This is a genomic window from uncultured Fibrella sp., assembly GCF_964250085.1.
GTDB lineage: Bacteria > Bacteroidota > Bacteroidia > Cytophagales > Spirosomataceae > Fibrella.
The window spans coordinates 155,224-176,682 of sequence record NZ_CAXUEC010000008.1; the positions used below are offsets into that span (position 1 = coordinate 155,224).

General features: G+C 52.1%; 20 protein-coding genes and 1 pseudogene. 16 read left to right on the forward strand and 5 right to left on the reverse strand.

What is annotated here, in order from left to right; translation table 11 throughout:
- The first annotated feature begins 103 nt into the window (after positions 1 to 103).
- From ACFE8Q_RS22160 to ACFE8Q_RS22190, 7 genes and pseudogenes are all read left to right on the forward strand, one after another.
- Positions 104 to 955, forward strand: a complete 852-nt coding sequence (locus ACFE8Q_RS22160; protein ID WP_375447635.1) for a pirin family protein — start codon at positions 104 to 106, stop codon at positions 953 to 955.
- Positions 956 to 1,001: 46 nt separating this feature from the next.
- Entirely contained in the window at positions 1,002 to 2,048 is a 1,047-nt protein-coding gene (locus ACFE8Q_RS22165) for a glycoside hydrolase family 43 protein (protein ID WP_375447636.1), read from the forward strand.
- 86 nt (positions 2,049 to 2,134) lie between these two features.
- Positions 2,135 to 2,542 (forward strand): annotated as a pseudogene (locus tag ACFE8Q_RS22170) (endo-1,4-beta-xylanase); the annotation flags it as partial.
- A gap of 175 nt (positions 2,543 to 2,717) precedes the next feature.
- Positions 2,718 to 3,626, forward strand: a complete 909-nt coding sequence (locus ACFE8Q_RS22175) for an NmrA family NAD(P)-binding protein (RefSeq protein ID WP_375447637.1) — start codon at positions 2,718 to 2,720, stop codon at positions 3,624 to 3,626.
- A 69-nt stretch (positions 3,627 to 3,695) separates the two neighbouring features.
- Positions 3,696 to 4,193 carry a GNAT family N-acetyltransferase gene (locus ACFE8Q_RS22180; protein WP_375447638.1) on the forward strand — a complete coding sequence of 166 codons (498 nt, stop codon included), beginning with the start codon at positions 3,696 to 3,698 and terminating at the stop codon, positions 4,191 to 4,193.
- Positions 4,194 to 4,228: 35 nt separating this feature from the next.
- A complete protein-coding gene (locus tag ACFE8Q_RS22185; RefSeq protein ID WP_375447639.1) occupies positions 4,229 to 4,636 on the forward strand; it encodes a DUF6855 family protein in 408 nt (135 codons plus the stop codon).
- 144 nt (positions 4,637 to 4,780) lie between these two features.
- Entirely contained in the window at positions 4,781 to 5,557 is a 777-nt protein-coding gene (locus tag ACFE8Q_RS22190) for a TIGR00266 family protein (RefSeq protein WP_375447640.1), read from the forward strand.
- A 61-nt stretch (positions 5,558 to 5,618) separates the two neighbouring features.
- Here the strand turns inward: ACFE8Q_RS22190 and ACFE8Q_RS22195 are convergent, their stop codons facing one another.
- The gene (locus tag ACFE8Q_RS22195; RefSeq protein WP_375447641.1) at positions 5,619 to 6,056 is read right to left on the reverse strand and encodes a hypothetical protein; all 438 of its coding nucleotides are present in this window, start codon (positions 6,054 to 6,056) and stop codon (positions 5,619 to 5,621) included.
- Between the two features lie 169 nt (positions 6,057 to 6,225).
- Between ACFE8Q_RS22195 and ACFE8Q_RS22200 the strand changes: the two genes are divergently transcribed.
- From ACFE8Q_RS22200 to ACFE8Q_RS22220, 5 genes are all read left to right on the forward strand, one after another.
- Positions 6,226 to 7,131, forward strand: coding sequence for a LysR substrate-binding domain-containing protein (locus ACFE8Q_RS22200; protein ID WP_375447642.1), 906 nt, complete (start codon positions 6,226 to 6,228; stop codon positions 7,129 to 7,131).
- Between the two features lie 48 nt (positions 7,132 to 7,179).
- On the forward strand, positions 7,180 to 7,470 hold the full coding sequence (locus ACFE8Q_RS22205; protein WP_375447643.1) for a hypothetical protein: 291 nt from the start codon (positions 7,180 to 7,182) through the stop codon (positions 7,468 to 7,470).
- 251 nt (positions 7,471 to 7,721) lie between these two features.
- Positions 7,722 to 9,029: a flavin-containing monooxygenase gene (locus ACFE8Q_RS22210; RefSeq protein WP_375447644.1), complete on the forward strand. Its 1,308-nt coding sequence runs from the start codon at positions 7,722 to 7,724 to the stop codon at positions 9,027 to 9,029.
- 159 nt (positions 9,030 to 9,188) lie between these two features.
- Positions 9,189 to 9,677, forward strand: a complete 489-nt coding sequence (locus tag ACFE8Q_RS22215; protein ID WP_375447645.1) for an RrF2 family transcriptional regulator — start codon at positions 9,189 to 9,191, stop codon at positions 9,675 to 9,677.
- A gap of 734 nt (positions 9,678 to 10,411) precedes the next feature.
- Complete coding sequence (locus tag ACFE8Q_RS22220; protein WP_375447646.1) at positions 10,412 to 10,663, forward strand: hypothetical protein; 252 nt, start codon at positions 10,412 to 10,414, stop codon at positions 10,661 to 10,663.
- 251 nt (positions 10,664 to 10,914) lie between these two features.
- Here ACFE8Q_RS22220 and ACFE8Q_RS22225 read toward each other — a convergent pair whose 3' ends face one another.
- The 3 genes from ACFE8Q_RS22225 to ACFE8Q_RS22235 all read right to left on the reverse strand — a co-directional run bounded on the left by ACFE8Q_RS22225 (position 10,915) and on the right by ACFE8Q_RS22235 (position 17,009).
- Complete coding sequence (locus tag ACFE8Q_RS22225; RefSeq protein ID WP_375447647.1) at positions 10,915 to 12,435, reverse strand: DUF4301 family protein; 1,521 nt, start codon at positions 12,433 to 12,435, stop codon at positions 10,915 to 10,917.
- Positions 12,436 to 12,516: 81 nt separating this feature from the next.
- Positions 12,517 to 16,233: a T9SS type A sorting domain-containing protein gene (locus ACFE8Q_RS22230; RefSeq protein ID WP_375447648.1), complete on the reverse strand. Its 3,717-nt coding sequence runs from the start codon at positions 16,231 to 16,233 to the stop codon at positions 12,517 to 12,519.
- A gap of 125 nt (positions 16,234 to 16,358) precedes the next feature.
- On the reverse strand, positions 16,359 to 17,009 hold the full coding sequence (locus ACFE8Q_RS22235) for a DUF1345 domain-containing protein (protein WP_375447649.1): 651 nt from the start codon (positions 17,007 to 17,009) through the stop codon (positions 16,359 to 16,361).
- Positions 17,010 to 17,102: 93 nt separating this feature from the next.
- On the opposite strand from ACFE8Q_RS22235, the gene ACFE8Q_RS22240 reads away from it, so the two are divergent.
- Both ACFE8Q_RS22240 and ACFE8Q_RS22245 read left to right on the forward strand, forming a co-directional pair.
- A complete protein-coding gene (locus ACFE8Q_RS22240) occupies positions 17,103 to 17,579 on the forward strand; it encodes a gliding motility lipoprotein GldH (protein WP_375447650.1) in 477 nt (158 codons plus the stop codon).
- A gap of 49 nt (positions 17,580 to 17,628) precedes the next feature.
- Positions 17,629 to 18,267 (forward strand): LON peptidase substrate-binding domain-containing protein, encoded by a 639-nt coding sequence (locus ACFE8Q_RS22245; RefSeq protein ID WP_375447651.1) that lies wholly within the window; start codon positions 17,629 to 17,631, stop codon positions 18,265 to 18,267.
- Positions 18,268 to 18,342: 75 nt separating this feature from the next.
- Here ACFE8Q_RS22245 and ACFE8Q_RS22250 read toward each other — a convergent pair whose 3' ends face one another.
- Positions 18,343 to 19,494, reverse strand: coding sequence for an AI-2E family transporter (locus ACFE8Q_RS22250; RefSeq protein WP_375447652.1), 1,152 nt, complete (start codon positions 19,492 to 19,494; stop codon positions 18,343 to 18,345).
- A 173-nt stretch (positions 19,495 to 19,667) separates the two neighbouring features.
- Between ACFE8Q_RS22250 and ACFE8Q_RS22255 the strand changes: the two genes are divergently transcribed.
- Positions 19,668 to 20,573 (forward strand): hypothetical protein, encoded by a 906-nt coding sequence (locus ACFE8Q_RS22255; RefSeq protein WP_375447653.1) that lies wholly within the window; start codon positions 19,668 to 19,670, stop codon positions 20,571 to 20,573.
- Between the two features lie 119 nt (positions 20,574 to 20,692).
- The gene (locus ACFE8Q_RS22260; protein WP_375447654.1) at positions 20,693 to 21,382 is read left to right on the forward strand and encodes a response regulator transcription factor; all 690 of its coding nucleotides are present in this window, start codon (positions 20,693 to 20,695) and stop codon (positions 21,380 to 21,382) included.
- Positions 21,383 to 21,459: the final 77 nt, after the last annotated feature.

Sequence of the window (21,459 nt, forward strand, 5' to 3'; positions counted from 1 at the left end):
TTGTTGTCATTCATCGTTCTATCCACGTATGATTTCCTGACAACGTGAAGCAAATGACAATAAACGACAGCGCAGCGTTATGACAACATAATGACATTTCCCTATGCGTACGATTAAGAAAATTCATCAATCTGAGTACCGGCCCATCGCAGATCTGATTACGTATTCACCGTTGCCATCGCGGCAGTTGCAGCAGATCGACCCGTTCCTGTTTCTGAACCACCACGGCTACCAGGAATACAAGCCAAACAACCGTGGGCTGCCGTTTGGCCCGCATCCGCACCGGGGCATGGAAACCGTCACCTTCATTGTTGACGGCGATATCATGCACAAAGACTCGCAGGGGTATAAAAGCGTGATTAGCAAAGGTGGCGTTCAGTGGATGACCGCCGGTCGCGGCCTGATTCATGCCGAGGTGTCGTCCGACGAGTTCAGGCAGGAGGGAGGTCCGCTGGAAATCCTGCAACTCTGGGTGAACCTGCCCGCCCGCCTGAAAATGACCGCGCCTGCTTATTCAGGCCTGCAAAAAGACGATATTCCGGCGATTACCGTAAATGATAAAGCGACAGTCAATTTGGTGTCAGGTACGTGGGATGGGCAAACCGGCGCGTTCAATACGCTGTCTGATGTGTTTCTGAGCACGATTGCCATCGAAGCTGGTGGCGACGTGTCGTTACCTGTTGCCAGTGACCGGAACATTCTGTTCTACCTCATTCGGGGCAGTTTAACCGTCAATGGGCAGGCGGTGAAGCATCATGAACTGGCCGAGTTTAACCACGATGGCGACACGCTCGACATCACTGCCAACACCGACTCGCTGTTGCTGTTCGGTCATGCCGTGCCGTTCAACGAACCAGTCGTGGCCCGTGGCCCTTTCGTGATGAATACCGATCAGCAAATTGTGGAAGCGTACCAGGATTATCAGGCCGGTAAGTTCGGTGTCTGGAGTGAATGAAACCTACTTCATAACCCACCCTCTAAATCAAGTAAAACAAACCCTTATGCAACGTACCCAATCACTCGTAGTACTCTCAGCTCTGATGGGCTGCGCACTCACCACATTCGGTCAGGCGGCTGGCAAGAAGCCTATTTCGCAGCCGTTGGTATCGAACATCTACACCGCCGACCCGTCTGCGCACGTTTTCAACGGTAAGATCTACATCTACCCGTCGCACGACATCGACGCTAAAATCAAAGAAGATGACGAAGGTGGCCATTTTGCCATGAAAGATTACCACATTCTGTCGATGGATAAAATCGGCGGAAAGGTGACCGACAACGGCGTGGCGATGGATATTAAAGATATTCCCTGGGCCGGTCGGCAGCTTTGGGCACCCGACGCGACCTACAAAAACGGGACGTATTACCTGTATTTCCCCGTGAAAGACAAACAGGATATTTTCCGCATTGGTGTAGCCACCAGCAAAAAACCGACTGGCCCATTCAAGCCGGAGGCAACGCCCATCAAAGGTAGCTACAGCATCGACCCAACCGTTTTTCAGGATACAGACGGTAAAGCGTACCTGTACTTCGGGGGCATCTGGGGTGGTCAGCTACAGCGCTGGACCGGTAACAAATACGATGCGAAAGGCGCGTTGAAAAAGCCGGACGAACTCGCCTACCAGCCTCGTGTAGCCCGCCTGAATGCCGATATGAAAGAGTTTGCAGAGCCAGTAAAGGAGATTCAACTGCTTGACGTAGCCGGGAAGCCTTTCCACGAAAAAGACAACGATAAGCGCTTTTTTGAAGCCGCCTGGATACACAAGTACAACGGGAAGTACTATTTCTCGTACTCGACCGGCGACACGCACAACATCTGTTACGCCATTGGTAGCAGCCCGTATGGTCCGTTTACCTACAAAGGCGTTGTACTGAAACCCGTTCAGGGCTGGACCAACCACCATTCCATTGTGCAGGTTGGCTCGAAATGGTACCTCTTCTATCACGACGTGCAGCTTTCGGGCAAAACCCACCTCCGCAACGTAAAAGTTACCGAATTGACGTATAATCCTGATGGCACGATCAAAACCATCGAGGCGTATAAATAGCTGTTGGATTTATTGCTAACGGCTTACCCGGACGCGGGACCGCCCCAACCCCTTTTAGGCCAGGGCTGTTAAGTTCTCGTTGTCGCTTGCCTGTCAATGCCGTTGGTTTGCAGGGACACTGGTCGATCTACGAACCTACGGCGCAGGAAATGGAGGAGTCGATCATCCGCTTCGCCAGCCTGGGCCTGAAAGTGCAGATCACCGGAATGGATATGTCGGTGTATCTGAAAGAGCATGAACGCCGCGAGCGTCGGGAAACCGACCGCAGCGAGTTCACGTCGGTGATGAACGACAAACAGGCCGCCCAGTACAAAATGCTGTTCCACGTATTTCGCAAGTATAAGGGCACGCTCACTGGCGTCACGTTCTGGAATCGCTCCGACAAATACCCGTGGCTAGATTCGTTCCCCGTACCCAACCGAAAGGATTTTCCGCTCCTCTTCGATCAGAACTACCAACCCAAAAAAGCATTTGCCGGGGTAGTCAAGTTTTAGCGGCTGCCAAACATAAAAGGTCTCAAAAACACCTTTTATGTTTACTAGTTGAAAGAAAATAGCCTGAAATTCAGGCGTGGCAGCCCCATCGGAGCGAAACGTGAGTTATAGCTAAACGCGCGTTACGCTCCGATGGGGCTTTTTATAGACGTAGACAATCACAACAAACGGAAAAATGGGAAATACAATACTGGTAGCGGGAGCAACGGGCGATCTGGGTGGGCGCATCGTTAAGGCGTTGCGGGCAAAAGATGCCGACGTGCGGGCGGTTGTTCGGACGAGTAGTGATCCGGCGAAAGTAAAAGCACTGGAAACGCTTGGCGTCACCGTGTTCAGGGTCGATATGAACAACGTGGCCGACGTTACGGCGGCCTGTAAAGATGTCTCCTGCGTTGTGTCGGTTTTGTCCGGCTTCCGCGACACGGTGCTCGACACGCAAAAAGTGTTGCTGGATGCTGCCGTAGCGGCGGGTGTACCGCGATTTATTCCCTCCGACTATTCACTGGATTTTACCCGCTTTTCCGACGGTGAAAACCGCAACCTTGACCTCCGCCGCGAATTCCATACGTACCTGGACAAAGCCCCTATCGCCGCCACGTCCATATTCAACGGGGCCTTCGCTGAGCTGATAACCGGTGATATGCCGCTTATTCTGTTCAAACCAAAACTGGTACTCTACTGGGGCGATACCGACCACCGAATGGGCTTCACCACGATGGACAACACAGCCGAGTTTACCGCCTACGCCGCGCTTGACTCAACCACCCCGCGTTACCTCCACATTGCGGGCAGTCAACTTAGCCCCCGCCAGATTAAGGACGTGGTAAGCGGCTTGACGGGCGAAACGTATCGTTTATTTTGGGCCGGTAGTCCACTGGTACTGAGCGGTCTGATCAAGGTTGCCCGAACAGTAGCACCCGGCGAGGGCGAACTGTATCCTGCCTGGCAGGGCATGCAGTACATGCGCAACATGATCGACAAGCGGGCAAGGCTAGACGGCCTTGACAATGACCGGTATCCGTCAATCCGCTGGACAACGATCAAAGACGTGCTAACGGCGCATCTGGCCGCTGAAAAGAAGTAGCGTTTGGAGGCGTAGTTGTTTTCGCGGTGTAGATATTGCTATTTGCCTGGCAACCTGGCAACTACCTTTATGCTGGAAACAGAACGCTTGCAACTACGACAGTTGACGCTGACCGACGCGCCGTTTATTATCGAGTTGGTGAACAGCCCCGGCTGGCTGAAAAATATTGGTGATCGGCATATAAAAACGGTGACCGAAGCAGAGACGTACCTGCAAAATGGTCCGCTTGCCAGCTACGAAGCGAACGGGTTCGGCCTGTATCTGGTGGCCTTGAAGGCCGACCAAACGCCCGTCGGGATGTGCGGGTTGATCAAACGAACGTACCTGGAGACTCCCGATATTGGCTTTGCATTCCTACCCGCCTTCACCGGAAAAGGCTACGCCGCCGAAAGCGCAACGGCAACAATGGCTTTCGCCGAAAATACGCTGAAACTTCCCGTTATTGCCGCCATTGTGATGCCAACAAATGACCCGTCTATTAAGCTGTTGGCTAAATTAGGTATGACCTACAGACGCCAGCTTTTGTCCCCGGATACGAACGAGGAACTGATGTTGTTCAGCACTTAACAAGTACGCTTAAAACCACCAAACACGATAAAATAATGGTAATTGACGAAGGCACGAAAGAAATCCCGTGGCTGTTGAAAACGCCTCCACTCTCCTCAGATTACACCATGCACAGGGATGTAAAAGACGGAAAAGAGGTGCTCGTCTGCACCGTTGGGAAAACAGTTTTACTCTATGATTACCAATGTCTGACCGATCTGCACGCCATGTTGAAAGAGCATGGCGACTGGATGGAGCTTGGTAGCGCCGACGAGCAGAAACCCGCTAAAGAGGGCACCGTTGAAGCCTGGGGGCGGTCGGGGCGTAACCCGGTTGGTGGCTGGTATGGTTTGAAGAAAGGGCTTCGTGGGCGTTTTGGTATGTATGTGCCGCCACTCATGGAAAAGCTTGGCCTGGCCGAACTAACCCACGACGCCAAAGGCAACAAGATGCGGGCTATTTAATTGACTGTCAAGTTAATCAATTCACGCAGGTCCTCAGCGCTGGTAGCCGCTGCGGTTTTATTTTGCCCGTTTGTCAAGATTTTGGTGGGCTATTTGGGAAAGGCGGGTAGTTTTCGAACCGATAAACTAATCCAGGCTCAAACCATGACCTCACACGAGATCGACTACAAAATTATTGGTGAAGACATTCAGGTGGTTGAGATTGAACTCGACCCCAACGAAACCGTCATTGCCGAAGCGGGCAGCATGTTGTTTATGGAAGACGGCATCGTTTTTGAAACCAAAATGGGCGACGGCTCGCAACCCGACCAGGGGTTCATGGGCAAGTTGTTACAGGCCGGTACGCGCCTCATCACGGGTGAATCGCTGTTTATGACGCACTTCACCAACCGGGGCGTCGGCAAGCGTAAAGTGGCGTTTGCCGCACCGTATCCCGGCACGGTCATGCCCATCAACCTGGCCAATATCTACCAGAATACGCTGATCGTTCAGAAAGATGGTTTCCTGTGTGCAGCGCTGGGAACACGGCTGGGTATCCATTTCAATCAACGGTTCGGTACAGGCCTGTTTGGTGGCGAGGGGTTCATTCTGGCCAAAGTAATGGGCGACGGCATGGCCTTTGTGCACGCGGGCGGTGTGGTGATGGAAAAACAACTGAACAACGAAGTCCTGCGGGTGGATACAGGCTGTGTAGTTGCCTTCGAGCCACAGATTAATTTCAGCATCGAACGGGCTGGCGGTTTGCGCAGTATGGTGTTCGGCGGTGAAGGACTTTTCCTGGCCACGCTACGTGGTACCGGCCGCGTCTGGATTCAGTCGATGCCAATCTCGAAACTGGTGCAACGCCTGTCGCCGGGTGGCGGACAGGCTACCAAAGAAGGTGGCTCTGTACTAGGCCAACTGGGCAATTTGTTTGAATAATGACAATAGCAGTGTTGCCGACGCCTTGTGTTGCCAAGGCGTCAGCAGCCTGCCGCGTAGCTTATTCATCCAGCATAACCGTCTGTTCGGTGTTACTTATCGAGACAAGCCGCAGCTTGCGGGTAAGTCGGTTCTTGCCAACCTGAACGTCGAGCCAATACGTGCCGTTATCCAGTTCCCGCAGGTCGATGCGCCGCACGAACAAAGGCGATTCTGTGCGCGAACGGCATGAGAACAACGTATAACGGGTATCGTCTCGCAGACGCAGTTCAATAGGTGTATCGGGCAGTTTTTCAATCGACAAATCAACGAGCGTTGAGCCAGCGGGAGAGAGAATAAGCCGGAAATTGGCCTTTTCGACGGTTATAGATGAACTTCCGGCAACGTACCTAGTATGAACGTACTCTGTATGGGCGTACCTATCGGCAAACTGAGCAAAACCGACCGACTGAATGAGTAGCAATATGCTGACCAGCGCGACTAATAATAAACGGATCATGGTGTATTGGCAATCAGGGTTGTAGTTGAGTCATCTGCCCGGATTGGCCGTAAAGCACCGTATCTTTATTTATGTTCGGAAATGCTATTTTCGCATAAATTTATTCGTTTTGGGCATAAGTGATCAAAAACCTTCGGCGTAAGCAATGGTCATTGACTGACATTTCACTATGGAACTCCGGTTACTCCGTTCGTTTCGGCAGGTGGCCGCCGACCTGAATTTTTCCCGTTCGGCCGAGAAGCTATTCGTTGCCCAGCCCGCGTTGAGTCGGCAAATTCAGCAGTTGGAAGATGAACTGGGCGTTACCCTATTCGACCGAACCAGGCGGAGTGTGCGGTTAACCGCCGCCGGAACGTACCTGAATGACCAACTCGGCCCGTGGCTCGATACGCTGGCTCACCTCACCAAGCAGACAAAGCGCATTCATAACGGTGAGCTGGGCGAACTCTGCATTGGTCATCCTGGCTCAGCGCTATACTCGGTACTGCCCGATGCCCTGGCTGCCTTCACACAGGCATGTCCTGATGTGATTTCCTGCCTGCGCGAAGTAGGGGAGCTGGAGTTGCAGGAGGCGCTCACCCTGCAGAAGATCGACGTAGGCCTCACTCGCGAAGTGCCTGACGATGGCGCGTTTAGCACGCAACTGATTCTCGAAGAACCGCAGGCGCTGGTAGTTCCCGGCTCGCACTGGCTAACCACAGATACATTTATCAGTATGGCGCAGTGCCGCAATGAGCCTTTCGTGTTGCCATCGCCAGAGAAAGATGTCGAGTACTCAAAATTGTTGATGCGGCTATTTACCGTGCATGGGTATGCCCCCCGAATCATGTACGAGTCAAATTACGGAGCTACTATTCTGCGGCTGGTCGAGAAGAATCTGGGTTTATCAGTGCTGCCTATTTCGTATCAGTTTGGCTCGTCGCTCGATGTGCGCTTTATCCCGCTGCCATCAACCACAAAACTGCATCTGATCTGGCGCACGGCCAATACCAGTCCGGTAGTCGCGCGATTTGTGCAGGTTTGCCAGCAGGTAGCGACCAACTGGGCGGCTGGTTCCGTTCATATACTGGCTTGAACTTTCGAAATGAACGCGTCGTTTCTACCGGTATATCAATGAATTGTAATGGAAGTTATTTGCACAAACGATAAATTCCCGGCCCCGGTACTGGCCTTCTACGCCGAATTTGGGGTGAAAACACCGAAACGGGATACTATGTACACGATTCGGCAGGTGAAGCAGCACACAACTGGAGAGACGGGCGTGTTGCTCGCCGAAATCCAGAATCCCGACGTACCTGTGAAACACCCGGTGCTGGGTGAAGTGTGGTTTGAACCGACATTCAACGTTAACCGATTTGCTACATTGATGGGCCAGCCTGTTCGGGAAGAAGAACTGGCCGATGTCAACGTGTAGGCTTGCAAGTGGCGTTTGATAAAGCTGTATGGACGAAAACCGGATTGTTGATCCGGTTTTTTTATGTCGTTTGGAAGGAATAGGCCTGCTTAACCACTTCTGATATGATTGACTTCCTGATCGTGAGCGGCTTCTGAGTATTTATATCGCTCCCGTAAGCAAATACGCTATCGAGTTGGCAAAGAAAGTTGTACATTCGAACCATAAATGAGGAAATAATTTCTTGAAATAAGCTAGTTTATGAAAAGAGCATGATTCCCGCTGTCTGCATCATTGGGGCGGGTTCGTCGGGGATTTCGGCGGCTAAAGTCCTGCATCAGCATGGTATTGCGTTCGACTGCTTCGAGAAGGGGTCAGCTATTGGCGGCAACTGGCGATATGGAAACGACAACGGGCTGTCATCTGCGTATAAATCGCTACATATCAACACCAACCGGATGGTAATGGCCTATAGCGACTTTCCTATGCCCGTCAGTTATCCAATGTTTCCGCATCATAGCCAGGTTGTCCAGTATTTCGACGCTTATGCAACTCACTTTGGCGTAGCCGACAAGATTACCTATAACACAACGGTAGAAAATGTTCGTCGGAATCAGTCGGGTGGGTATCAGGTACGTACCAGTGATGGGCGTGAGCGCCAGTACAGGCACGTCATCGTGTCGAACGGGCACCACTGGAATCCGCGCTACCCCGACCCGGCTTTTCCAAGTACGTTCACGGGCGAAACGATTCACGCACACGATTACAAACTGCCCGAGCAGATTCGGGGCAAAAACCTGCTGATTGTTGGCATTGGTAACTCAGCGGTCGATATCGCGTGTGAAGCAGCTCGCCAGTATGGCGGCAACCGCGTTGTCATTTCGACCCGCAGTGGTGCACACATCATACCCAACTGGTTGATGAGTGTTCCGTTCGACTCGCTCGTTCACCCGGTCTTGACCAGACTGCCTTTTGGTATACAACGATTCTTAGTCAAGGCGTCGTTACGGCTGGCGCGGGGGCGGCAGCAGGATTATGGCGTACCCGTACCTGACCGGCCTTTGCTGAGCGAACACCCAACTATTTCGCAGGATCTGTTGAATCTGGCAGGCCGCGGTCTGATTGGCTTTAAACCAAACATTCAGCAGTTCGACGGCCGGGACGTTACGTTTACCGATGGCACCCGTGAATCGTTCGATATGGTGGTGTATGCGACGGGCTACAAGGTGACGTTTCCTTTCTTCGCGCCTGATTTCATCAACGTTGAGGACAATAACGACCTGCAATTATACCGCCGGGTTATCCACCCCGATTTCCCCGGTTTATATTTCCAGGGGCTGGTTCAACCGCTGGGGGCTATTATGCCCCTGGCCGAAGCGCAGGCGAATTGGATTGCCAAACTTATTGCCGGTACGTGCCGGTTACCAGACCGGGCCACAATGCTAGCCTCTATTCAGACCGAGGCCACTCGTAACCGACGGCGGTATAAACAATCGGCCCGACACACACTTCAAGTTGACTTTTATCCATACAAACGAAGTATTGAGCGAGAGGTTAGGACGTATGCCTATAGAATATAGCGAACTTTTTTGGCTTGATATATGATAGTGTAAGGAAATAACGTGTAAAATTTTGACTGATATAGAGTTGGTTACTAACTTGGCAGTTTGTAAGTAAGTCTATAATTTGGCTTTCCTTCTCACCTACCCGCGATGAACGGCCATCACCACCGTAACTAAATGATCTCCAAAAAAGCAAAGTATGCCATCAAGGCATTGAAAGTTCTCACCGAAGAATTTGGTAAAGGTCCAGTTCTGATCTCTTACATTTCAGCCAGAGAGAATATTCCAAAAAAGTTTTTAGAAGCAATTCTCCTCGAACTGCGTAACCACGGTATTCTCCAAAGTCAGAAAGGTAAGGGCGGTGGCTATCTGCTTCGTATCGATCCGGCTCGGGTTAACCTGGCTCAGGTACTGCGCGTGATCGACGGGCCAATTGCACCGACTCCCTGCGTTTCACATAATTTCTACGTGAAGTGCGATGATTGCGAAGACGAAGTGACCTGCGCTCTGAAGCCAATTATGGAACGGGTACGCGACGCAAATCTGGGCGTTTATGAAAACACAACGCTGCTTACTTTTCAAAACCTTGACTCGCTGGCAACTAAAGAAATCGCCATTGGCGCAGCGGCTAGTGTCGTGCCCGACGCTGGTTTAATGTCGGCCTAATATGCAGAGGTGTATGAGAAATTAATACATTATTTTTAAGCGAAGCCCCGACATTAACTTGTCGGGGCTTCGCTCGTTTAAGGGGTAGTGTTGGGTACGTTGGCCGGGCCAATTTTATCAGATAAGAATAAAATCTATAGATTGACTTTATGAGGCAGGTTGATCTGCCTGATTATTGATTGGGACTGTTCATTGTTTCAGCGTGCAAATTCACTTCGACTATGGTCTATCTCCCCAAAGTTGGTCACTTAAACAGAAACTGACCGACAGCGTTTGGTGCCAAGCGTGGAGTGACTTACTCCTGCGATATTGCAAACGCATTCACATCCAGAAGCTAATTTAGAACGTGTAGCAACTGATTTTAACGTTTAATCACAAAACGGCTATGCTAAACAGATTAAAACACCTGTTAACCGGAAGTGGGCGGTTGACCATTAGCTCGTTTATTGCCCTCACCGGAATTAGTACGATGGCTGACGCCAGGGCGTATGTCTGTTCTTGTTCGTATCAGAAAAGCGGATCGAACTATTCTGTGGGTTACTTACGTATCGGAGGGCTTAGCATATTGCAATGGTAATGCCAGTAACGGCTTAGGAATAATTGACAGGACTGGCGACGGCCCACCAGTAAGCAATTACGTTGAGGGAAATTTTGCACAGAGTCTATGTTGTGGCGGTGCCTAAAGCTTTATATACATATAAAATCGTCGAAACGTCTGTTAACCAAGGCAAACCATGAAAAATTATATGTATCTGCTGACCTTGTTGGTCATAGCATCATGCACCCAAAATAAAACGGCGCAGGATGAAGCTATGCAAAAAGTACAGAGCGATGATGCCCGAATTGCCAACTACATGAAGTCAGTGAGGTTAGCTAGTTTTTATATTGCCGATCCTACTCATCCAAGCACAAAAGAGGATGGGCTGACAGTTGAAGGCACGACTGCTCTGGCAAAAAAAGCACTCTGTACACCGGGGGCAAACTAGCAAGATTATCGTCATCAGGCCTTGGCCGACGCTACAAGGATTTTGTGAGACATAACGCCGGTGGTCCGTATCTATGACCGTTCCGGCGCGAGACGGCCAGACAAGGTCTTGCTCTGGTTCGTGATAACCAGTGTCTGCTGGAAAATGTAGAGTAGATACAAGTCTTCTGAAAACCTGAATTCCCTGCCGAATCGCTTTACTTAAAGACGTTAGGTAGGGAGTTCAGGCTTTTAGACAGCTTGTAAGTTAACTCAGTCAACAATGCCAACGGGCTGGTGTTCGGCGCGGAGCAGGTCGTTCACCGTTTTTACGGGGTTGAACGTAATCAGCGGCACTTCCACAAACAGCGTGTTCCAGTCGGCCATTGCGCCGTTCCAGAGGCCGGGGAGTTCCTGTGCCTTCAGATCTTTGCCATCTTTCGATTTGGCCGTGATGAATCCGGTTAGCGGGTCACGGAAATTGGGCAGGTTATATTTCTGGCCCTGCCGGTTTTTCAGGCTACACGCCAGATCGACGGGGTTAAAGTGCGTAGCCTGTTCGAACAGAGTTTTCTGCTGCGGGTCGTCCATATCGACCTGCGCTGATTCAACCACTTGCAGCGACAGCGACCCGTCGGCGTTTCTGGCCCAGAATGGCCCGCCACCGGGTTCGCCCACGTTCTTCACCATGCCACAGGCGCGGATAGGCCGGTCGAGTTTCTGACGGTAGTAGGCCAGTTTCTCCGACTGGCTGCGACCCGAAAAATCGTCGGGCGGCGTTACGCACAGGGTCGTTTGCAGGAACGCATCGGCTTCGGCCAGGTAACCCTCGCTAACGCTATCGGTATCGAGCAGTTCCTGTAGGCGGAAAAGCTGTTTCTGGGCGTCGAGCAGCACCGTGGCGAGCACTTTTTTGTACGTCACGGTCATTTCCTTCAGTTCATCGGGTACCACATTGTCGATGTTCTTGATAAAGACCAGATCGGCGTCGATGTCGTTCAGGTTTTCGATCAGTGCCCCGTGGCCCGCCGGGCGGAACAGCAGCGTACCGTCGGCATTGCGGAAGGGCGTGTTGTCGGGGTTTACCGAAATGGTATCGGTCGATTTTTTCTGTTCAGAAAACGTAACCTCAAATTCCACGCCCAGCCACGATTCATAGTCGGCCAGTTCGTGTTTGATGAGCGCTTCAAAGCGGCTCCGGTGTTCGGGCGACACCGTGAAATGGAGACGCACCCGGCCATCGCTGTTGGCGTAGGCTGCGCCTTCAACCAGGTGTTCCTCAACCGGGGTACGTGGTCCGTCGGCGTAGTTATGGAACTTGAGCAGGCCTTTGGGCAGGCTACCGTAGTCGAGCCCTTTGTCGGTCAGCAGGTACGTTAGCACCGTCTTCCGGTCCTGATCGGCCACGGCTTTGTCGAGGTCCAGACCGTCGTGGCTCATGGCCGCTTTCAGATCGTCGTAGAACGCAAAATCAACCAGTTGGGCAAAAAACGCGTCGGTCGCTTTATCTGATTTGCCATCCAGCGCGGCAAACAGCGATTTAAACATCCGCGTGGCGGCACCGGAGGCTGGCACAAATTTCATCAACGCCAGATCAGGTGCCTGCTCGTCGAATTGCCGGATATACCGGGTCAGTTGCTCATCGGGTACGCGGATGATGCCGTCGCCAACGGTAGCAGCCCGGATTATATGCAGGAAGGGGAAGCCATCAATAAAATGGCGTATCTGCTGGTCGACCGTTTGGGTGGTGGTACCCTGAGCGGCTATCTGGTCTAAATCAGTGGAAGTAAACATGCGGAACTACGAGTTTTAGGTGAGCAAATTGCCCCTTTCACGTAAGTATCGCAAGAGCCTACCCGAAAAGTTAGCCAACTGCTACCGCTGAATCAGCACCTTGCGCACCTGAGTGGGTTGCCCTTCGGCTTGTAACTGTACCAGCACCAGCCCACTGGCCAGCGCCTGAGTCGATACCGTAGTCACTTCGCCCTGACGAGCCACTTCCTGCAAGAGGCGGCCTTGACCATCAAGGAGCCGGATTCGGGCCTGAGCGCCTGCTCCCGGCCAGTGTACCAGCAACTGGCCGGAAACGGGGTTGGGGTACAGTTCAATGACAATAGCAGGTTCGGTGGCGGTGATGACAAAGACAATCGGTGCCGAGATCGCTGATGGACAGCCGTTGACGGTGTTGACCACGTAGTAGCTACCGGCTGCCTGTGGTCTATAGCGGGAGTCAGTCGCGTTGGTGATGGGTTTGTTCTGGGCGTCGTACCACTGGTAGCTACCCGCACTGGCTACGCCCACCAGTTCATCGCCTTCCTGTCTGGTTGCAGGAGCCGCAGGTGTAGCGATCACCGAGAGCGCGACAGGTATAGTCGTGATTTCTGGGGCCGTCGATAAAATACGCACGCCATATCCACCCGTTGTCAGGCTGGCGGGAATAGCCATCCGCGTTACAATGATGACGGTATCTGCTGTGGTAACCGAAAGCGGTAACGGTACAGTTACACTGGTTTGGTTGATGGGAACTGAACCGCTGGCGTCGGTTAGTTGAATTATGGGCTGCTGCGCAAAATACCCCTGATACCGCCCTGATACGGCGATGGTGTTGCCGGTGCAGACCGATATAGTCGGGGCAACCAGCCGGGCCGTGTTGGGCACCACATAATTGACTACGTTTGAGGGGTCGGATGCACAACCGTCGGCAGAGCCGGTTACGTAATAACTGCCCGATTTCATGGGCCGGAAGCGGGCTGATGTCGCTGCCGGAATCGGGTTGTGCTGAGCATCATACCATTGGTAGGTAACTGCATAGCCGTTGGCCACCACTTCGCCCGCCTGTACACTGGCTTCAAGCGGGCTGGGCATGATGGTTATAGACATGCTAACCCAATCGCTGACGAGCGCACCCATCCGGGTACGTAGCTGATGAATGCCTGGCCCCAGGGTAGAATTGATGGGCAGGCTGATAGCGACGGTCGTGTCAACGACTGTACCGGCACGCAGGGGCAAGGGCACCGACGTAACGAGCGTTTCGTTTGAGGCGTAAAGGTCAAGAACGGGAACTTCAGGTACGTAGCCTTTATAACGGACCCGAACCCCATTGAGTGTAGCATTTTCCTGAGAGCAAACGGGTGCGGTGGGAGCGATGGCCAAGCTAACCGTCGACCGGATCAGGGTCAGAAAGCGGGCGGGGTTGGTGCTGCTGCCCATGTAGGTGTTGTTGCCAATCGTTAGCGTACCGCTGGTGATGCCAGAGAGCAGCAGTGACCCATCGGCGTAGGCCTGCACCAGTCCCCAACTGGTTTTATCTGTTTGACCATTGACAAGGGTGAACGTACCCAGCCGGGTAGTGTTGCGCAGATCGAGAGTAGGAGCATACTCATTCAGTACCAGATCGTAGCTAGTGGTCGTGGCGGTTCCAGCGCGTAAGCTAGTGTTGAGGGTAAACAACGTACCTGCGGGGTTAACGGTCCGTGCTTTAGCCAGTGCGATGTTGTTGGCCCGAACTGTATTCACTTCATCGATTGTGTTTTTACCGGTAGAATCTGCCTTGATAAGCCCGTACTGGTAAAAAACGACAAAATCGCCGCCCTGATACGAATGGCTGGTTAACATATAGGTGTTGCTGCCATCGAAACCGGACCATTCCATGAACGCAAGCGTTCTGACGATGGGCCGATCATTGTATGGGTAGGCGTTCTCTACGTCATAAGCCCCTAAACTGAAATTTGTTATCCGTGAATTGTCAACAGGAAGGAATATCGTATAGTTGGGGAACGTAGATGAAAGCATGCCTACAGCCAGTATGACCTGCTGTTTTGGCAAAGTCATAAGTTTTATATTGACATCACCTCTAGTGTTCACATTGAAATTGCCAGAAAGCGTATTGTTTCGCCCCAGGCTGTCAAACCTGCCCACCGTGAACTGCTGTGGAAATCCGGTTTCCATGATCATCACGCCACTGGTGTTGGGTTTGATGTACAACTGATATTTATACGATCGGCTATCTTTAGCGTACATGAAACGGCGCAAAAGTCGTCCCGTGCTGTCATACGTACTGATTGAGTCGTTGGTCATCAGGTAGAGATTACCCTGACGATCAACTTTTGAATCGTACAGCAATTTGGTCGTCAATTTTTTTTCCCAACCTAATTTGCCCCGTGCGTCGTAATAACGAAACACACTGTCGGGAAGCTGTACCCAACTTTGTTTGAGGTCGTTAGTAAGCACCTTTCTAGCCGAGGCAGGCAACGCGTTGGCCCAACTTACCTGGTCGGTAGAAAGTGTCTGGGCAGGCGTATTTGGCCCTATATTAACCAGAAACTGAACTGGAGTAGCTGGTGAGCCAACAAACACGGTCTTGCCGATAACGGTGGTGCCGCTAGTGACTCCCGACAACAGCACTGACCCGTCGGGGTTGCGACTGATTACAGACAGGTTATTCATTACCTGGCTTGCCGTTACAGAAACTGGTGAAGCAAACGTGCCTACTTTGACACTGCTGGCCAGAATGAACTGTTTGTTTCTGGTTGTGCCAGTTGCATACTGATTGAGAATAAGATCGGAGGTAGTTCCAGAACTCGTAATGCTTACGGCCTGGGTTGTGTAGAGGTTACGCTGAGTATCCATGAACCGGCTCATTGATTCACCGATTGACTTTATATCGGCAGAGCCGGATTCAGAGAGAGCTACGCCGTAATAGGATTGAGAGACTGGTCTGTAATGCGTGTAGAAGGCATACCCAACCGTTTTCGAAGAAGTTGGCGCCCTGGTTCCGGTTGTGTCGCGGCTGACCTTCACGAGCGTGTAGGCCTGTTGTCCGTCCGAGAGCAGCGGCTCTATGCGCTGTGTTGTGGGTGGGTACGGGTAGGTCCTCAGCGTAAGCGCAACCTGAACAAAATTTTCAACAGGTGCAATAAGTCCCGTTTTCGCACCAACCGAATCGACTTGTAACAGAATCAGCACTGGCGGCGCGTCAAGATTATCCGACTGATTAACCCCTAACAGCATATCGTCCGTATTGACCAATACGGGGCGTATGGGGGTTACTCTTCCATTTTTTTTTCCGCTCAATGAGGCTGGTGTTCCCAATTTTCCAGTTGCACTGAAAAAGTAATAGCTGGCTTTCCAGTTAGTGCTGGCGTTTGAGCCCAACACAACGCCACTACCAAGACTGGTAAGGGTTACGCTCAGGTTCGCTGCCTGTCCAGGTACGTTCGAGAGACTGTCGAGCACGTTGCGCCAGGCCAGCGTCTGGTTGGCGTCGTACTTCTCCAGTATCGGCTGACCGGTGGCAGGCAGGCCCACCAGCAACACCTGCCCCTGCGCGTCGACGGCAAAATCAGCTACGTTCAACGCCGACAGGGTCTTGGTCCAGCGCACCTTGCCCTGCGGGTCGATGAACTGAAACGTGTTGGGAGAACTTAAGGCCCAACTGTTGCCGCCCGCATCCACCACGGTCTTAACGGTGCTGGTGGAAAGTGGAGCCGACCACAGTACCCGGCTCGGATTAAGCACCTCTTGAGCCAGTGCGCCAGATAGGGTTAGTAGCCACAGGCAAGCCAGAGCCAGGTACGTAGAAAGGTGTTTCACAATAGTTAAGCGTTTAGGCAGGTAAGGTACGCTTTTTCGTAAAAGCAGACTTCAGCGTTGAGTGAGTAATTTATGCAAAGGTTACAAGTAAGCATACCCACTTGATTGAAAGCAATATATTACAGTTACAACAGGCTGGCCACCACGTTGATACTCAGGGCTACAATGAGGGTATTAAAGCCGAAGGAGAGCAGGCTATGCGTTAAGATGAGCCGCCGGAAACGCTCGTTGGTCGGCCCCACGTCGGCTACCTGACTGGTCATGCCGATGCCGAAGGCAACGTAGGCAAAATCGGCGTAACCGGGCTGATCAGTGTCTGGAAAGTTCAGGCCACCGGCAGGCTTATGCTGATAATACAGGTGGGCGTACCGGAGCGTAAAAAGCGTATGCAATAGCGTCCAGGAACTGACCACGGTCAGCACCGATAGCACGACGTACGCGTGCATACTCGCCTGGGTAGCATCCATCCGCTTCACGGTATCGAGCAGAAAAATAACCGCAAACAGACTGGCTACGGCCGCCGTGATGGCGAACGCGAGAATAAGCAGGCGGCTCGAATCCTGAAGGCTGTAGGCTTTGAGTGCCTCATGAGGATGCAGGTACGTCATTGACAGCCAGGCCAGTATATTTACCGTTGTGGCGTAGCTAACGTACATGAGCAGGATGAGCGTGGGCCAGATTACCAGCAAATGGCTGACCAGGTACGTCAGGAACATAACGACTACGCCAATGCCGAGGCGTTGGTGGGCGTCTAAACGGGCAATCTGCTTCAGCATACTGTAGGGGGCTACTTCATCGTTGAGTAGCTTTGCTGGAAATGTAGTCAGTCGGTCCGACTAAAGGTAGAGATCGCGTCGAAATAATCGCCTATGAAACGTTTTTGCCTGGTAATGGGGCTGTTGGTCGTGTTGGCGGCCTGCAAACAGGATCCTAATGTGGTTTACAAAGAGAATGCCGATATCGAAAACGGAAAGTGGTTCGTGAAAAATACGCCGTCGTTCCGGTTCACCATCACCGACGCCAGTATACCCTACGATCTGTACTATACGCTGCGCAACAACCTGACATACCCATATTATAATCTGTATTTGACCCGCTACCTGACCGATGAGCGGGGCCACGAAATCGAATCGCGCCTGGATGAGTTGATCCTGATGGACCCTAAAACAGGGCAACCGCGCGGGAAAGGGCTGGGCGATCTGTACGACAACAAAGTGCTGATGAAGCGGGCCTATCGGTTTGTCAGGCCAGGTACATATGTGTTGCGCCTTAAACAATACATGCGGCAAGACCCGCTGCCCGATATCGTCAGTGTGGGCATCAGCGTTGAAAAAAGCGGACCGTAGCCGGTACAAACCCCACGTCTGACAGTTGACATCCAATATCCTGAAACCTATGGAAAACCTGATACCCCTCTTTCCGCTGAGCCTGGTCGTTTATCCGGGCGAAGATTTGAACCTGCACGTTTTTGAGCCGCGCTACCGTCAACTGATCAACGAATGTATTGAGGAAGAAAAGACCTTCGGTATTCCGGCCTTTATCGACAATAAACTGCCCGGCTACGGCACCGAGGTACACGTAACAACGCTGCACCAACGGTATGAAGATGGCCGAATGGACGTGAAAACCAAAGGGCTGCGTATATTTCGGCTGGTCGATTTTCTGAATCCAGTTCCGGATAAACTGTATGCAGGTGGCCGGGTACAATTGCTCGACCCGGAAGAACCAAGCACATCAGGTACGTTCCTGACACCCCTTCTCGACCGGCTGGGCCGACTCTACGACCTGCTTCAAATCGAGACGGACTATGACCCGACCAAATCGCCCCTGTTTTCGTACAAGATCGCTCACAAGGTCGGCTTGTCCATCGAACAGGAGTATGAACTGTTGACGATGGGAACCGAGGCCGAACGGCAACAATTCCTGATTCGTCACCTCGACAAAGTCATCCCGGTAGTCGCTGATATGGAGCGAACCAAAGATCGTATCAAGATGAACGGGCATTTCAAGAACCTGGATCCGCTGAGCTTTTAACTGCGTACCACGGACTTTAGTCCGTATTTTGGCTACGGCGAAATGCGGACTAAAGTCCGTGGTAGGTAAGCTTTGTTACTCCTTCTCTTCAACTTTGCCCACTTTCTTGACGCGTTTGGGCAGTTGATCGGTGAGGTCCTGTAGGTTTTTGATAGGCGGGCGGGGTTTTTCGGCTTCTCCGATTAGAAATCCGTAGGGCGTTAGTCCGTCGATGGAGTCGAAAATAACTTTCAGGATCGCCGTTAGCGGCAGTGCCAGAATCAGGCCGGGCAAGCCCCAGAGTGTTTCCCAGAGCAATAGCGCCACGATCGCTGCCAGCGGATTGATGCTCACTTTCGAGCCCACGATATAGGGCGTGATGAAGTTGCCTTCCAATGCCTGCACGAACAGGAAAACGCCAATAACTCCCAGGGCTTTCAACGGGTTGTCCTGCGTAACCAGCGTATAGGCTGCGGGTAGCAATGACCCCAGCGAGATACCAAAATAGGGGATCAGCACGAGGCTGGCCCCAAAAAATCCGAAGAAGATAGCGTAGTCAACGCCCAGAATCATCAGGCCTACGGTCATTAACGTACCTGTAACCAGGATCACCAGCACCAGCCCGGCCAGGTAATCTTTCACAACGTCGTAGATTTTGCTCAGTACCAGATCGACTTTGGTGCGGCGGGTATGGCCAAACACTTTGTAAAAAAACGACCGGAAAAAATCGCGGTAGAGCAGGAAGAAGAAGACAAACAGCAGCACAATAAACACGTCGGTGAGGGTACTGGTGGTGGCCAGGAGGGTGGATGTCAGCAGCGTTCCGCCCGTTTCCAGGGCCGTGCTCATGTATTTACCCGCTTCTGTCAACTGCCGCTTCTTATCGATCTTGAAATGCTCATCGGCGTAGATTTGCAGGTTGTTGAAAAGGACGTTCGCCTTCTTGACAAGCTGGGGCAACACTTCGGCAAAGCTGCTGATCTGCGTAGTGACGGCATATAGAATACCCACAATAACGGCCAGCATCAGAATAAGGCAGAGCAAAACGGCTGGAATGCGGGGGACGTGCCATTTTTCGAGGCGCGAGCAAAGGGGGAAAAGGAGAACGGAAAACAGAATGGCAAAGACAAGCGGAATCAGCAATTCTTTAAGTTCATAGAGTGCATACACCATGATCAGCATGGAAGTGAGTGTAGCGGCCAAACGAACCGGAAACGATTGTTGAACTTCGGTAGCGCGATTAATCATATTTATCAATGAACACTTATCAGTGAACGGTTATCTGGTAGTGAGCGGTGCGTTAATTAGTTGGTAGTTTAGCGAAGCGTATCCAGTCGCGCACAGCACCAACCGTGTTGTTAATCTTTTTTTACCCAACTGCATGGCTGGTGCTGTGTGCGACTTTAACTTGTTACCTGAAAATGCTTCCCTGGCTCATTAACGTTTTAATTGGCATAAAGGTCGGATTTTGTTCTTGTGCGCCCGAAATTCGGCGGCTGGGTGCGGCAACTGAGCGACCACGCCAGGAACTCCGGGTACGTTCGCAATACCGCGTTGAGCGGATGGGTACCAAACCGACGTACCGGCTGCCGCCGGTTGTCAATGAAAGTTCGGGGCTGGCCCGCCGAACGGCTACCTCCGTCTGGACACTCAATGACGGTGGCGGACGGCCAACCCTCTACGGTGTTTCGCTGACTGATCCAGGTACGTTGCTCGACTCCATAGCGTTGCCTCAACTTCGGAATATAGACTGGGAAGACCTGGCCCAGCAGGATTCATCCAACCAAAGCCCAGCGCGGCTGTTCATCGCCGATTTGGGCAACAACAGTAACATAAGGCAGGACCTGGTTATCCACGAAGTGAAGGAACGAGCCGTAGCAAACTCGTTCCAGATTAGCTACGCCGACCAGAACGCTTTTCCGCCCGCTAGGCGGAACTTCGATTGCGAAGCCGTTTTCTACCGGACCGACAGCCTGTTTCTGCTCTCGAAAAACAGGTCGGGGCATCTCGTACGCCTGTACGGGTTGCCTGCCAGCGGGGGCAGGCATGTGCTGGCTCCGCTGGATTCTGTCTTCATAAAATCGATGGTAACAGGTGCGGCTCTAAGCCCGGACCGGGATGGCAAACCAGGCAAAACGCTGGCGGTGCTGACCTACGGCAAGGTATTGTTCTTCGATCTGTCGGGACCCGCCGGCACGCGCCTGAATCGGTTTGTCGGTTGCCTGCGATTGCCGCGTGGACAGACGGAGGCCATCACCTTTTTGTCCGATAACGAGTTGCTTATTACCAACGAGCGCGGACGGATGTATCGGGTTGTTCGGCGTTGAAAAATGGCGTAAGTGGTGGGGGCGGGTACGTTATCTTTGTGTTAACTGTTTGATCGGACGCATAACTTGCTGACAATGCCCGCTAACTTTCAGGCCAAAGCATTTTTGTTGCTACACACATGAGTACAGAAAAAGCCCATCGCGTACTGGTGGTTGATGATGATCCAGACATTGTTGAACTCCTGGATTATAACCTCCAGAAAGAAGGCTACGAGGTACGTACTGCCCCCGACGGTCGTAAAGCCATTGAAATTGCCCGGACGTTTCAACCCGAGCTAGTCCTGCTCGACATTATGATGCCACATATGGACGGGATTGAAGCGGGGCGGCAATTGCGCTCCCTGCCCGACCTGCGGCAGACATACATTCTTTACCTCACCGCCCGCTCAGAAGAATATTCGGAAGTAGCGGCGTTCGACGTGGGGGCCGACGATTACATCACCAAACCAATCAAGCCCCGCGCGTTGATGAGCCGCATTAACGCCCTCTTCCGCCGGGAAGCGCAGAAAGCCGACACGGGCGACCTGATCCAGATCGCCGACCTGACCATCAACCGGAAAAACTACTCCGTGAACCGGGGTGATCAGAGTATTATTCTGCCCAAAAAAGAGTTTGAACTCTTTTTTCACCTGGCCCAGACACCCAACAAGGTTTTCAGCCGGGAAGAATTGTTACAGAAGATTTGGGGTGCCGATATTTACGTCCTCGAACGCACCGTCGATGTGCATATCCGCAAACTTCGCGAGAAGATCGGTGAAGGCTATATCCGTACACTGAAAGGTGTTGGGTATATGTTCGAGGTAGCTTAAACGAAGGAGTGAAAGAATGAATGAGTGAACGAGTGATAGGCTTCGCCGCACATACAAGATCGTCATGTGGCTAGGTT